Origin of the sequence: Micromonospora sp. DT229 (assembly GCF_049844505.1) — a bacterium.
In the GTDB taxonomy this organism is placed as follows: Bacteria; Actinomycetota; Actinomycetes; order Mycobacteriales; family Micromonosporaceae; genus Micromonospora.
On the sequence record NZ_JBNCLD010000006.1, the window covers coordinates 310,169 to 323,519 of the forward strand.

Genomic DNA, 13,351 nt, shown 5'->3' on the forward strand with positions numbered 1-13,351 from the left:
GAAAACGACGAAGCCCGTCACCGTTCTCCGGTGACGGGCTTCGTCAGTCGTTCAATCTGGTGGGCGATACTGGGTTTGAACCAGTGACCTCTTCCGTGTCAAGGAAGCGCGCTCCCACTGCGCCAATCGCCCTTGCTGTTGTCCGAGGTGGGGACGGGATTTGAACCCGCGTACACGGCTTTGCAGGCCGTTGCCTCGCCTCTCGGCCACCCCACCGAGGTTGCCCCCGTCAAGCGTGGCGGCAGCTCCGAGCGGACGACGGGATTCGAACCCGCGACCCTCACCTTGGCAAGGTGATGCGCTACCAGCTGCGCTACGTCCGCGTGCCCCCGGCGCGTTCCCGGTGACGGATGAGAACTTTAGCCGAGTCATGGAACGGTTGCCAAATCGGGTGGTCCATGCGGCGCGTCAGCAATCCCCACCCCTGAGCTTCCTAGGAGGATGGGTAGGAAATCGGGCGGGCGGGCAGGAAGGCGGAGAGGGTGCCGGAAAGGCCCGGTGAACAACTGTCTGGTGTCCGACTGTCGCAAGTCGGATCGACCGGCTTCGGTGACACGCCGTATCCGTTTCGATGGGTTACGGTGACGGGCGTGACGAGACGTGCGGCCGAAATCCGCCTGGATGCCCTGCTCCGCACCGCGTGTGACGTCATCGCGCAACGCGGGTTGGCGAACACCCGCACGGCGGACGTGGCGCAGGCCGCCGGGGTCAGCCAGGCCCTGGTCTTCTACCACTTCGCCACCAAGGAACGCCTTCTCGCCCAGGCCTTCGCCTACGCCGCCGAACAGGATCTGGCCCGGCTGGACGCGGTCACCCAGTCCAATGCCTCACCGCTGACCAAACTGCGGCGCATCCTGCGGCTCTACACCCCGACGGGACGATCCACCTCCTGGTCCATGTGGATCGACGGCTGGTCGGAGTCCCTGCGTACCCCGGAGTTGGAGAAGGTGTCCCGCCGCCTGGACCTGCGTTGGCGGCAGGATCTCGCCGAGGTCATCTCCGACGGGGTGCGTGAGGGGGTCTTCGAATGCGCGGACCCGGCCGGTGCGGCGTGGCGGATCAGCGCGGTGATGGACGGCCTGGCGGTGCAACTGGCGGTGCACGATCGGGTCATCTCCCGCCGACAGTTCGCCGAATGGGTACGCCTGGTGGCCGCCCGGGAACTCGGGCTGGACCCGGCACAACTGGACTGAGCCCGTCCCCGGGAACCGGCCACCGGCTGTCCCTCGGCCGGTCAGAATGACGCCATGGACCTGCTGGAGACCTACCGGCGCAGCGTGGCCGAGTTCATCGAACGGGTGCCACTGGTCGCCCCCGGGCAATGGTCGGCGCCCACCCCGTGCGCCGACTGGGACGTTCGTACCCTGGTCAACCACGTGGTCGGCGAGGAACGGTGGAGCGTGCCCCTGCTCGCCGGGCGGACCATAGCCGAGGTCGGCGACCGGTACGACGGTGATCAACTCGGCGCGGACCCGGTCGTGGCCGCCCGCGACGCGGCAGCGCAGGCCGAGATGGCCGCCACCCGCCCCGGGGCCCGGGAGGCCACCGTGCACCTGTCGGCCGGTGACACCCCCGCCGAGGAGTACCTGCGGCAACTGATCGCCGAACACCTCGTCCACGGTTGGGATCTCGCCGTGGCGATCGGCGCCGATCCGGTGCTGGACGCCGACGCGGTCGCCGAGTGCGCCCAGTGGTTCGCCGGGCAGATCGACGACTACCAGCGCAGCGGGCTGGTCCGTACCGAGGTGGGTGTCTCCCCCACCGCCGACCGACAGGACCAACTGATCGCCGCCTTCGGCCGCGACCCCGACTGGGCGCCCTGAGCCCGACCGAGCGCCCTCAGCGGGGCACGGTCCGCCATCGCCGACGGTCGGGCTGGCGCTGCCACTCGCCGGGCAGCCCTTCCCACTCGCCGACCCGCCCCGGGCCGACCGTGACGGTCGTACCCTCGGTCACCTCCGGCTCGCGGGTCAGCTGCCGCAACCGCATCAGCAGCCCGACACCGAGGAACAGCAGCAGCGCACCGAGCAGGAAGGCGGCCTCGGTCAGACCGATCCCGGTGCCGGACTGCGACACCTGATTGCCGGCGGCCCCGCCGGCCGGTGGATCGGCTGCCGGTGGTTCGACGCCGCCCGCCTGGTCGTCGACCTCGGTCTCCTCGTCGGTCGGATCGACCGTCGGCACCTCGATCGGCTCCTCGGTGGGGTCCACCGTCGGCACCGAACTCGGCGTCGGGGCGGCCGTGGTGGGTGGCGCCACCGCGCCCCGGCCGATCACCTCCCGGGTCGCCGCCTGCCGCGACAGCAGCCGCAGGTTCCGGTCGTACGCCTCGGCGGCCAGGCTGACCCGGCCCTGCCCGACGTCCGCGGCGAACCCGATCCGGTACTGGGCGGTCACCGTACGCCCCGGGCAGAGGGTGCCCGGGTCCAGTTGCCGGTCGGTCAGCCGGGCCACGTCACCGTCGATGCGCACCTGCACCGGGAACGAACCGGTCTCCTCGATCCGGTCCACCCGTACCTGATCCAGTCGCATCCCCTGCACCGCCAGCAGCAACGACCAGCGGACCTTCAGGCAACCGCCGGGGTCGTCGCGGGACACCACGGCGGACACCGTCGCCGCCTGCCCGCCCGCGGTGAACTGCTGCGGCAGACCGCTGAGTTCTGTGGCGAACGCCGCGTGCGCGGGCGCGGCCATGGCGACGTCCACCCCGGTGAGACAGGCCAGCACCACCCCGATCCGTAGCGTGCTGCGCCACAGCCTCTTCACGATCCGCCCTCCCGTTGGTCGTCTCCATCGGCAACGCTAGGAGGACCGGCGGCCACCCGGTAGACGGGTGTGTTCGCGCGGGTGGTGAAGCAAGATGCCCCTTTTCACGTACGGTATTGAACCGCTCACCGGACACCCGCGACACGCCGGGAAGGACCCCGGTGGACAATCACCGGATGTCCGCGCTCTCCACCGCCTTCGTCCGGCTGCACGCCCGACTCGCCCCCGTCGCCTTCGTACCGGAGGTGCGGTTGCATCAGGCCGACGAACCGATCGGGTTGTGGGAGTTGACCGAGGGCGAGTTCCGCAGCGACCAGCCACCACCCTTCTGGGCCTTCGCCTGGGCCGGTGGGCAGGGCCTGGCCCGGTACGTCACCGACCATCCCCAGCTGTCCGCCGGGCGTCGGGTGCTCGACCTGGCCTCCGGCTCCGGTCTGGTGGCCATCGCGGCCGCCCGGGCCGGTGCCGCCGCCGTGCGGGCGGTGGAGGTGGACCCCCTGGCGGTCGCGGCGATCACCCTCAACGCCGAAGCCAACGGGGTACGGGTCGACGCCGAACTCGGCGACATCCTCGACGGGGACGCCGGCGACGCCGAGGTGATCTTCGCCGGGGACGTCTTCTACAGCGCCGCCATGACGAACCGGGTGCTGCGTTTCCTGCTGCGCGCCGCGCGTAACGGGGCCCAGGTGCTCGTCGGTGACCCCGGCCGGGCCTTCCTGCCCCGGGACCGTTTCGACGAACTCGCCAGCTACGAGGTGCCGGTCAGCGAGGCGTTGGAGAGCGTACGGGTGAAGCGCACCACCGTGTGGCAGCTGCGCGCGGGACGGCCGGCGGCGGGCGACTAGGGTGTCGCCCGTGCTGTTCCGCAGCTGGGAGTCGGCCCCGGCGGCGCACGACGAGGCCCGGGCCGGCGACGGGGTGACCCGGGTCGCCGATCACCTGGGGGTCGAACACCTGCTGGTGACCCGGCACGCACTGGTCCGGCAGGTGCTGACCGATCCGCGGACCTATCGCCCCGACAACGCCCTGGACGCGGTGACCCCGATCCCGGTGGCCGCGCTGCGGATCCTGGCCCGGCACCGGTTCCGGCTGCCACCGACCCTGGCCAACAACGGCGAGGCCAGCCACCCCGGTATCCGGGCCCTGGTCGCCGAGGCCCTGCATCCCTCCCGGGTGGCCGCGCAGCGGGACTGGCTGACCGCGCTGGTGCGGCGGCGGGTGGCCAGGCTGACCGCCGACCTGGACGCGGGCACACCGGTGGACCTGTACGCCGGGCTCGCCGCCGACCTGCCGCTGCTGGTGCTGGCCCGGCTGATCGAGTTGCCGGACGCCCCGGTGACGGCGGTGAAGGACTTCGCCCGCGCGGCCCTGGAACTGTTCTGGGCCCCGCTGGAGGCCGACCGGCAGCAGCAGTTGGCCACCGAGGTGGGTCGCTTCCACCTGGTGCTGCGGGAGTTCGCGGCCACCGGCGGCGGGCTGGCCGCCTCCCTGCGGGCCGCCGGGCACCCGCCCGACGTGGTGGTCGGCGCGCTGTTCTTCCTGCTGGTCGCCGGTCAGGAGACCACCTCCCAGTTCCTCACCCTGCTGATGCACCGACTCACCGGCGAGCCCGCGATCCTCGCCGGGCTGCGGGACGGCTCGGTCGCGGTCGCCGAGGTGGTCGAGGAAGGGCTGCGGCTGGAGCCGCCGATCGTCACCTGGCGACGGCGGGCCGCCGTGGACACCACGCTGGGCGGGACGGCGGTTTCGGCGGGCACCAGTGTGGTGCTGTGGCTGGCCGGGGCCGGCCGGGATCCGGAGATCGTGGCGGCGCCGGACGAGTTCCGGCCGGGGCAACGCGGCTCACGCCGGCACCTGACCTTCGGGGCGGGCGCACACCGCTGCGTCGGCGACCAACTCGCCCGGATGGAGGCCGCTACCGTGGTGACGGAGGTGGCCCCGCTGCTGGCCGAGGTGCGGGTGCTGCGGGCACCCTGGTACCCGGACAACCTGACCTTCCGGATGCCGGACACCCTGCTGGTCGGCCGCTGAGCGGCGAGGCGCTCAGCTGATCTCGTCGGCCCAGGCCCGCCAGTCGTCGAGCACCCCGTACAGCGCCGGGGTCAGCCAGCCCGGGGCGGACCGGCGGAAGACCCCCGGGTCCATCGCCCCGGCCCCGGCGGGCAGGGCACCGAGCAGGTTCGGCAGCAGGTCGCTGAGGTTGGCCCAGTGCACCAGTTCCGGTTCGGCCGGCCAGGCGCCGACCACCACCCCGGCCGGCACGGCCCGCCGGTCCAGGGCCTCCAGGGTGAGGGCGGTGTGGTTCAGGGTGCCGAGCCCGGCGCGGGCCACCACCACCGCCGGGGCGCCCAGCGACACCGCCAGGTCGGCCACCGTCCATGGTTCCCCCGAGGGCCGCACCCCCATCGGTACGAGCAGCCCACCGGCCCCCTCGACGAGCACCAGGTCGTGTTTCTCGGCCTCCTCGCGGATCGCGTCCACCGCGTTGTACAGCTCCAGGGGCGGCAACTCGGCCACCCGGGCGGCGGCCAGCGGGGCCAGGGGGTCGGGGAAGGCGGCCAGGGTGCGGCCGGTCATCGGGGCGGCCAGTCGGGTGATCGCCTCGATGTCGCCCGGCTCACCGGTGGCCGTACCGGTCTGGCCGGGTTTGACCACCGCCACCCGCAGCCCGGCCGCCTGCGCGGCGGCCGTGATGGCCGCAGTCACCACGGTCTTGCCGACCTCGGTGTCGGTCCCGGTGACCAGCACCGGTCCCCGCCACTGATCCGTCATGGGGCGCATTCCACGATGACCTCCAGGGCATGCTCGAAGTCCGCCCGGGACACCCCCGCGCCGATGGTCAGTCGCAGCCGGGAACGGCTGTCCGGGGTGGAGGGTGGACGGAAACAGCCGACCGCCACACCCCGCTCGCGGCAGGCGGCGGCCCAGGCCGTCGCCGCCTCCGGCCCGGGGGCGGTGACCGAGACGACGGCCGCGTCGGGGGTGGAGACCTCCAGGCCGGCGGCGCGCAGCCGACCCACCGCCAGGGTGGCCCGCTCGGCCAGGAGGGCCCGCATGTCCTCCCCGGTGCGCGCCAGTTCGACCGCGGCGTGCACCCCGGCGGCCACGGCCGGGGGCAGGGCGGTGTCGTAGATGAAGGTCCGGGCGGTCTCCACCAGGTGTCGGACGAACTCGGCCGGACCGGCCACCACCCCGCCCGCCCCGCCCAGGGCCTTGGACAGGGTCGCGGTGACCACCACATCCGGTTCACCGGCCAGCCCGGCGGCAGCCACCGCACCGGCACCGGCGGGCCCGGTCACCCCGAGGGCGTGCGCGTCATCGACCAGCAGCAGGGCGCCGTGTTCACGGGCGACCCGGTGCAGGTCGACCAGGGGGGCCAGGTCACCGTCGACGGAGAAGATCGACTCGGTGATCACCACCGCCGGTCGACCGGGCGCCGCCACCAGGGCGGCCGCGACGGCGGCCACGTCGGCGTGCGGGGTGACCACGGTCTCCGCACCGGAGATCCGACACCCGTCGATCAGGCTGGCGTGGTTGTGGGCGTCGGAGACCAGCAGGGTACGGGGACGCACCAGGGCCCGGACGGCACCCAGGTTGGCCAGATATCCCGAGGAGAAGACGAGAGCCCGATCCTTGCCGAGCCAACCGGCGAGGCTCTCCTCCAGGGCATGGTGTGCCTCGGTGGAGCCACGGACCAACCGGGAACCGGTAGCCCCCAGGCCGTACCGGGACAGCGCCCGGGTGGCCGCGGCGATCACCTCGGGGTGCCCGGACAGCCCCAGGTAGTCGTTGCCGGCCAGGTCGACCACGGTGTCGGCGGCCGGGCGCGGGTGCAGCCGGCGGGTCAACCCCGCCCGCGCCCGCAGCTCGGCGCGGCGGTTCAGCGCCGCCAGCCAGTCCGCCACCGCCACGCCCCTCCCCGTGTCCCCGCCGGCGAAATTACCACCCGTACGGACCGCCCCGGCGTGGCGCAGGACGGCTCGCCGCACGACGCCGGCCGCCGCGGGCCCGTCGGCTCGCCGCGCCCGTTTCCGCCGCTCCGGCGGCCTTGTAGGGTACGTGCATGTCAGAGATCCTCGATCAGGCCCGCACCCAGGTGTTGGAGGGCGGCGTCGGCCTCGATGAAGCCGGCGTCCTCGCCGTGCTGAACCTGCCCGACGAGCACCTGACCGCCACCCTGCAACTCGCCCACGAGGTGCGGATGCGCTGGTGCGGCCCGGAGGTGGAGGTCGAGGGCATCGTCTCGCTGAAGACCGGCGGATGCCCGGAGGACTGCCACTTCTGCTCCCAGTCCGGCCTGTTCACCTCCCCGGTGCGCTCGGTGTGGCTGGACATTCCCTCCCTGGTCAAGGCCGCCAAGCAGACCGCCGCCACCGGGGCCACCGAGTTCTGCATCGTGGCCGCCGTGCGCGGCCCGGACGCCCGGCTGATGAAGCAGATGCGCGAGGGCGTGGCAGCGATCAAGGCCGAGGTCGACATCCAGGTCGCCGCCTCGCTGGGCATGCTCACCCAGGAGCAGGTCGACGAACTCGTCGAGATGGGCGTGCACCGCTACAACCACAACCTGGAGACCTGCCGCTCCTACTTCCCGAACGTGGTCACCACCCACTCCTGGGAGGAGCGCTGGGAGACCCTGCGGATGGTCCGCGAATCCGGCATGGAGGTCTGCTCCGGCGGCATCCTGGGCCTCGGCGAGACCGTGGAGCAGCGGGCCGAGTTCGCCGCCCAACTGGCCGAACTGGACCCGCACGAGGTGCCGCTGAACTTCCTCAACCCCCGCCCCGGCACGCCGCTCGGCGACCGGCCGGTGGTCGAGGGCAAGGACGCGCTGCGGGCCATCGCCGCCTTCCGGCTGGCCATGCCGCGCACCATCCTGCGGTACGCCGGCGGCCGGGAGATCACCCTGGGTGACCTGGGTACCCGCGACGGGCTGCTGGGTGGCATCAACGCGGTGATCGTCGGCAACTACCTGACCACCCTCGGTCGATCCGCCACGGACGACCTCAAGCTGCTCGAAGACCTCAAGATGCCGGTCAAGGCGCTGTCGGCGACGCTGTGACCCCGATGGGCGAGGTGCTCGGAGCCTGGTGCGACCGGTGTGGGGAGGCCGTGGCCACCGGCACCCACCCGGGTTGCGCGGCGGCTCGCGCCCTGGAGCCGCCGCGCTACTGTGCGCACTGCCGACGGCGGATGAAGGTGCAGGTGCTGCCGGTCGGCTGGTCGGCGGTCTGTGTCGAGCACGGCGAGTTGCGAGGCTGAGCATGGTGCTGCGGGGACGTTCGGTGGTGCTACGACCGGTGACGGCCGCGGACGTACCGGCCCTCACGGCGATCCGCGCCGAGCCGGAGGTGCACCGCTGGTGGCGCGGCGACGACGACCTGACCGCCGCCGTCACCGCCGATCTCGCCGACGAGGACCTGACGGTGTACGCCGTCGAGCACGACGGCCGGGTGATCGGCGCCATCCAGTGGTACGCCGACAACGACCGCGACTACCGGCACGCCAGCCTGGACATCTTCCTGGATCCGGCGGTACGCGGTGCCGGGCTCGGCGGCGACGCCATCCGCACCCTGATCCGGCACCTGATCGACGCACACGGTCACCACCGGTTCACCATCGACCCGGCGGCGGCGAACACCCCCGCGATCCGGGCGTACGCCAAGGTCGGTTTCCGCCCGGTGGGGGTGCTGCGCCGCTACGAGCGCGGTGCCGACGGCCGCTGGCACGACGGCCTGCTGATGGACCTGCTCGCCGAGGAACTGGTCGACTGACCCAGGTCGTCGGGGTGCCGACCACACTGGCCCCAACAGACCCCGCGCCCACGCCAAGAGCCTGACTGCACCCTGCCTTCGAGATCACGCTCGATGTGGGATCGAGTGGTTAGCCCGGCGCTCGAAGCCACTCGATCCCAGATCGAGCGTGATCTCGACATGCAGGCACCATAGATGCCGCCGAACAGGGTGGGCAGGACGTGCACGAGGGCGGGGCGCCTCGCCGGTCGGCGAGGCGCCCCGCCCTCACTAGGGGCCGTCAGCCGATGGTGCAGGGGTTGCCGTTGAGGGTGAAGCTGGTCGGCTTGGGGTTGCTGCCGGTGTGGGTGCCGTTGAAACCGATGCTGGTCGAGGCGCCCGGGGCGATGGTGCCGTTGTAGGACAGGTTGGTCGCGGTCACCGAGGTGCCGGTCTGTTGGAAGGTGGCCGACCAGCTCTGGCCGACCCGCTGGCCGCTGTGCGGGAAGGTGAAGGCCAGGGTCCAGGCGTTGATCGCCGTGGTGCCGGTGTTGGCGATGGTGATGTTGGCGGTGAAGCCGGTGCCCCAGTCGTTGGTGCCCCAGGTGATCCGGCAGGGCGAGGTCGGCAACGGCGCCGAGGTGGTCACCGTCACCGTCTCCGACGGCGGGGAGGCGTTGCCGGCCGCGTCGATCGCCACCACGTGGAAGTAGTACGCCGTCTGCGGGTTGAGCCCGGTCACCTGGTACGTGGTGCCGGTGACCGTGGCGACCAGTTCCGCGCCGAGCGACGTCCGGTAGATCCGGTAACCGGTGACCCCCACGTTGTCGGTCGACGGGGTCCAGGTCAGGGTCGCTCCGGGGGTGGTGATCCCGGAGACCGTCAGGCTGCCCGGCGCGGTCGGCGGGGTGGTGTCGCCCTCGTCGACCGCGGGGATCGTCACGGTCAGGCTCGGCGAGGTGGCGGACCAGTTCCCGGCCCCGTCCCGGGCCCGCACGCTGAACACGTAGCTTCGGGCGGGAATCAGGCTGTCGATCGTCATCGAGTTCGTGGCGCTGGTACGCAGCATGATCGCGTCGCTGCCGGCCTCCCGGCTGCTGACGCTGTACTCCGCGACTCCACTCTCGGTGTCGGTGGACGCCGGCCAGGTCAGAGTCACCGAGCGGGAGGTGATCGCGGTGGCCACCGGGGTGCCCGGGGTGGTGGGCGGGGTGGTGTCCGCTGCGGTCGTCGGTTCCTCTCCCCACACCCGTACGCCACCGGCGTAGAGCGGCACGTTGCGGTTCGGCCCCGCGGTGGCCTGGAACGACGGGTCGTTGGCGGTGTTCCAGGTGCCACCCTCGGGCACCCCGACCTTGAACTGCACCTCCATCCGGTGCTGCGACTGCCCGGCCGGGGCGATGGTGTGCCCGGTGCAGTCGACCTCGACGTACCAGAGGTCACCGGCGGCCTGCCGGGCGGTCGACGGTGCCGGGCAGCCCTGGGTGTATCCGGGGGTGACCGTCACCGGGCCGGTGCCGTCGGGGCGGAAGTAGTAGCGGAACTTGGCGTCCGTCAGGGCCCGCGCCGGGAAGGCCGACTTGTTGTAGATCATCACCTTGAGGCCGGTGGCCCGGGTCTCGTTCTGCATGACCGTGGTCTCCACGGTCAACTCGTCGATGTCCGGCTGCTCGGGGACCGGGAAGTTGGCCAGCGGGGTGCCGCCGTACTCCTGGGTCAGCCGGGCCAGGGCGGAGGTGAAACCGGCGTTGTAGTCGGTGGCGACCTCGTTCATCACGTAGTCCGACCGGTTGTCGGTGTACGCGTCGTTCGGCGACGACGGCCCGCCGACCAGGGCGCCGTAGAGGGTGTGCCGGGTCTCGGTGGGTACGGTCATGCTGTCCCACCAGGAGCCGTGCGCGGTGCGGTGGTGCGGGTTGCGCGGGGAGTTGGCGCCGAAGCCGATCACGTAGCTGGAGTTGCGCGGGTTGTCGCCGAGCGCGTAGTTGATCTGCCGGACGGCGAAGTCCTTGTAGCGGGCCTTGCGGGTCGCGTCCGTGGTCTTGTCGCTGTAGACCAGCGCGGCGAAGGCCGTGTTGGCCGCGTAGCGCAGGGCCCCCCAGGAGTCGAGCACGGCCATCCCGCCGGGCGAATACCGCACCCGCTCCCCGTTGACCCCGACGGTCCAGAAGTCCAGCCACCGGTTGGCGTCATCGACATACTTCTGCTTGCCGGTCAGGTTGGCCAGCAGCACGTACGCCCCGAACTGCTTGTTGTCCCAGGCCACGGTCCACTTGTAGGAGCGGGTGGTGGTCTGCGGCTCGGTGCCGAGCCTGTCGTACTCGCTCTCGGCCTTGGCCAGGTAGGCGGCGTCGCCGGTGGCCCGGTACAGCCAGATCGCCCCCCACACCAGCTCGTCGGTGTAGCCGCTCCAGGAGCGGTAGAAGCTGGTCGCGTCCGTGATGCACTCGTGGTAGTTCTTCCGCACGGTGTCGGCGAAGGTGTAGAGCTGCCGGGCGTGGGTGAGCAGCTTGTCGGCGTACGCGGCGTCGGTGGGTCGGAACACCATCGACGAGGCGGCCATCGCCGCCGCCGTCTCCCCGGCCAGGTCCGCACCACCACAGCTGGCATCGATCTTGTACGCGGGCCGCGCCATCGGCATCACCTCGGCCGGACCCCACCACTTGTGGTCGTCGTCGCCCTTGCCCACCTGGCCGTAGAGCACGTTCGGCGCCGGGTTGGCCTTGACGAAGTAGTCGTTGACGAACCGCAGGTTGTTCAGCAGGTGAGTGAGCTGGCCGGAGGCGGCGTAGCCGGACCGGTACTCCACCGCACCCCAGGCGAGCATGGTGGTGGTGAAGGCCATCGGGAAGCCGAACTTCACGTGGTCACCGGCGTCGTACCAGCCGCCGGTCAGGTCGATCCCGACGTCGGAGCCGTCCCGCAGGGCGGAGTCACCCCGCCAGGAGACCCGGTTCCAGTCCGGCAGCTTGCCGGACTGCTGCGCCTCGTAGAACAACAGGGACTTCTGCAGCGCCTCGGCGTAGTTGAAGGCGGGGGCGGCGGCGCTGGTCGAGCCGTCGCCGGAGGTCGGGGCGGCGACAGCCGTTCCGGGTACGCCGAGCACTAGCGCCAGCCCGGTGACCAGGGCGGTACCCGCCGTGCGGAGGCGACGGGACCAGGGTTCGCGGTGGCCGGAGCAGTCGCGGCGCGCGCGACCCGGCCCGGTGGTGTGGTGCATCGACTGCTCCTGTCGGTGCGGCGCAGGCAGCGCCGACGCGCGACCGCGCGTCGGGGATGGACGGCTGCCCGCTAGGTGGCGAGGTGGGATCCAGCAGGACCGGGAGCGCTCCCATGGATAGCTAGCAATGTAATGTGGCAGCGGGTGGTTTGGGAAGCCACCAGGAAGCGGTACGCAGCGTCCGTCCGGTCTGGCGCGTTACGGCGACACGCCGCCTGAGGACCCGGATTCGTCTCCGCCGTCCCGGCAGGAGATCCTCCCGTCCGCTCGATTCAGACCGTTCACCTGAGATCAACATCGGCGGCGGGCAGGCAGACTTGTGTCATCCCCCGACCAGGTCGGGAAGCTCGCTGCGTACCAACCACCAGAAAACGGCCGTCGGTGTCCCTCCGGCGGCCGTTTTCTCCCCGCCCCCGGTAGCCGGGCTGCCGCCGCAGGGCAAAGGGCAGGCCCTCCGCACCGGAAGTCCTGCCCTTCTCACCGTCCTCCGCACCGGAGGACGGCCGTCTGTTTCCCGGTCAGCCCGTGCGCTGCGCCGGAACCTCGGCGGCCAGGGGCACGGTCAGGGTCAACAATCCGCCGTCCGGCTCGACCGTGGCCGGTCGGCCCAGCCGACGCAGAGTCCGCAGCATCGGAGTGTTGTCGGCCTGGGTGTGCAGCACCACGGCCGCGTACCCACTCGACTCGGCCTGCCGGGTCAACCGCCGCAGCAGGGTCGACCCCAGCCCGCGCCGCTGCCAGTCGTCACGCACCAGCAACGCCACCTCCGCCTCGTCGCCCTCGGCCAGCAGGTTCGCCATCGCCACCACCGACTCCCGCCCCGATTCCGGGCCGGTGGTGACCGCGACGAGGGTCAGCCCTCGGGTCGGCTCCAGCAGCCGCCGCAACCGCGCCGGGGCCGGCGACCCCGCCCCGCCCAGATAGCGCCGCTGACGGGTATTCGGCGAGCAGGCCCGGTGCAACTCGACCACCGCGGCCAGGTCCTCGGCGACGGCCGGCCGAACCGTCAACTCGGCCCCGTCGGGCAGGACCACTGTGATCTGCTCGGCGTACCGGCCGGCTGCGGTGGCCCCCAACTCCAGCAGGGCCTGCGCCCGGGCGTACTCCGCCGGGGTGAAGCTCGGCGCTGCCCGACGCAGGTGATACGAACCCCCGCTGGGGTCGGCCAACTGCATCGTCGTCCCGTCGATGCCGGACCGGGCTCCCGCGACGGCGGGCCGCCAGCTCACCTCGTCCGCGCCGAGCAGGGCCCGCAGCACCTCCCCGGTCGCGTCCGGGTCGCGGACCAACCGGGTGGCCAGCCCGAGCACCCGGGTCGGCTGATCGACCAGGCCACGCGCCTCGCTGCGCGCCACCCAGCAGTCTCGTCCCCGGCCTCGCTCCACCGCGGCGATGAGGTCGGTCTCGTCGAGGGTGTCCGGTGCGTCGACCAGGAAGTCGTCGACGGCACCCTGCTCGGTGGTGTGTACCTGCACGGTGAGGATGTTGACTCCGCGCAACGCGAGGCTGGCCGTCAGCACCGACAGGTAGCCCGGTCGGTCGTCGACGGTGGCCCGGATCCGCCACAGGGTCATTGTTGCCTCCCTTCCCGCACCACCCTCGCGCCCGGCTGTTGCCGGCGGATTGCCTGGCCGTG

General features: G+C 72.0%; 12 protein-coding genes and 3 tRNA genes. 7 read left to right on the forward strand and 8 right to left on the reverse strand.

The genetic code is table 11. The features are described from left to right. Positions 1–57: 57 nt before the first annotated feature. The 3 genes from ACLQ2T_RS12580 to ACLQ2T_RS12590 form a co-directional block, all read right to left on the reverse strand. Positions 58–132: transfer RNA gene (locus ACLQ2T_RS12580), tRNA-Val, on the reverse strand. Between the two features lie 13 nt (positions 133–145). After that, a tRNA-Cys gene (locus tag ACLQ2T_RS12585) sits at positions 146–216 on the reverse strand. A gap of 34 nt (positions 217–250) precedes the next feature. After that, a tRNA-Gly gene (locus tag ACLQ2T_RS12590) sits at positions 251–323 on the reverse strand. Positions 324–590: 267 nt separating this feature from the next. Between ACLQ2T_RS12590 and ACLQ2T_RS12595 the strand changes: the two genes are divergently transcribed. Next, the gene (locus tag ACLQ2T_RS12595; RefSeq protein WP_425766190.1) at positions 591–1,193 is read left to right on the forward strand and encodes a TetR/AcrR family transcriptional regulator; all 603 of its coding nucleotides are present in this window, start codon (positions 591–593) and stop codon (positions 1,191–1,193) included. A gap of 54 nt (positions 1,194–1,247) precedes the next feature. Further along, positions 1,248–1,823, forward strand: a complete 576-nt coding sequence (locus tag ACLQ2T_RS12600) for a TIGR03086 family metal-binding protein (protein WP_425766192.1) — start codon at positions 1,248–1,250, stop codon at positions 1,821–1,823. Positions 1,824–1,839: 16 nt separating this feature from the next. Here the strand turns inward: ACLQ2T_RS12600 and ACLQ2T_RS12605 are convergent, their stop codons facing one another. Continuing rightward, a complete protein-coding gene (locus ACLQ2T_RS12605; protein WP_425766193.1) occupies positions 1,840–2,766 on the reverse strand; it encodes a hypothetical protein in 927 nt (308 codons plus the stop codon). 176 nt (positions 2,767–2,942) lie between these two features. Between ACLQ2T_RS12605 and ACLQ2T_RS12610 the strand changes: the two genes are divergently transcribed. After that, the gene (locus tag ACLQ2T_RS12610) at positions 2,943–3,611 is read left to right on the forward strand and encodes a class I SAM-dependent methyltransferase (RefSeq protein ID WP_425766195.1); all 669 of its coding nucleotides are present in this window, start codon (positions 2,943–2,945) and stop codon (positions 3,609–3,611) included. A gap of 1 nt (position 3,612) precedes the next feature. After that, positions 3,613–4,797 (forward strand): cytochrome P450, encoded by a 1,185-nt coding sequence (locus tag ACLQ2T_RS12615; RefSeq protein ID WP_425766196.1) that lies wholly within the window; start codon positions 3,613–3,615, stop codon positions 4,795–4,797. Positions 4,798–4,809: 12 nt separating this feature from the next. Here the strand turns inward: ACLQ2T_RS12615 and bioD are convergent, their stop codons facing one another. Next, positions 4,810–5,547, reverse strand: a complete 738-nt coding sequence (gene bioD / locus ACLQ2T_RS12620) for a dethiobiotin synthase (RefSeq protein ID WP_425766197.1) — start codon at positions 5,545–5,547, stop codon at positions 4,810–4,812. Then, complete coding sequence (locus ACLQ2T_RS12625; protein ID WP_425766285.1) at positions 5,535–6,671, reverse strand: 8-amino-7-oxononanoate synthase; 1,137 nt, start codon at positions 6,669–6,671, stop codon at positions 5,535–5,537. Before ACLQ2T_RS12625 ends, bioD begins: the two co-directional genes overlap by 13 nt. Before the next feature lie 158 nt (positions 6,672–6,829). On the opposite strand from ACLQ2T_RS12625, the gene bioB reads away from it, so the two are divergent. Genes bioB through ACLQ2T_RS12640 form a run of 3 tightly spaced genes read left to right on the forward strand, consistent with a single transcriptional unit; the run spans position 6,830 to position 8,537 of the window. Further along, the gene (gene bioB, locus ACLQ2T_RS12630) at positions 6,830–7,825 is read left to right on the forward strand and encodes a biotin synthase BioB (protein WP_425766198.1); all 996 of its coding nucleotides are present in this window, start codon (positions 6,830–6,832) and stop codon (positions 7,823–7,825) included. A 5-nt stretch (positions 7,826–7,830) separates the two neighbouring features. Continuing rightward, entirely contained in the window at positions 7,831–8,025 is a 195-nt protein-coding gene (locus tag ACLQ2T_RS12635; protein WP_425766199.1) for a hypothetical protein, read from the forward strand. Between the two features lie 2 nt (positions 8,026–8,027). Then, a complete protein-coding gene (locus ACLQ2T_RS12640; protein ID WP_425766201.1) occupies positions 8,028–8,537 on the forward strand; it encodes a GNAT family N-acetyltransferase in 510 nt (169 codons plus the stop codon). 259 nt (positions 8,538–8,796) lie between these two features. Here ACLQ2T_RS12640 and ACLQ2T_RS12645 read toward each other — a convergent pair whose 3' ends face one another. Together ACLQ2T_RS12645 and ACLQ2T_RS12650 are read right to left on the reverse strand one after the other, a co-directional pair. Next, positions 8,797–11,715, reverse strand: a complete 2,919-nt coding sequence (locus ACLQ2T_RS12645) for a glycoside hydrolase family 9 protein (protein WP_425766202.1) — start codon at positions 11,713–11,715, stop codon at positions 8,797–8,799. 518 nt (positions 11,716–12,233) lie between these two features. Beyond that, positions 12,234–13,289 carry a GNAT family N-acetyltransferase gene (locus ACLQ2T_RS12650; protein ID WP_425766204.1) on the reverse strand — a complete coding sequence of 352 codons (1,056 nt, stop codon included), beginning with the start codon at positions 13,287–13,289 and terminating at the stop codon, positions 12,234–12,236. Between the last annotated feature and the right edge of the window lie 62 nt (positions 13,290–13,351).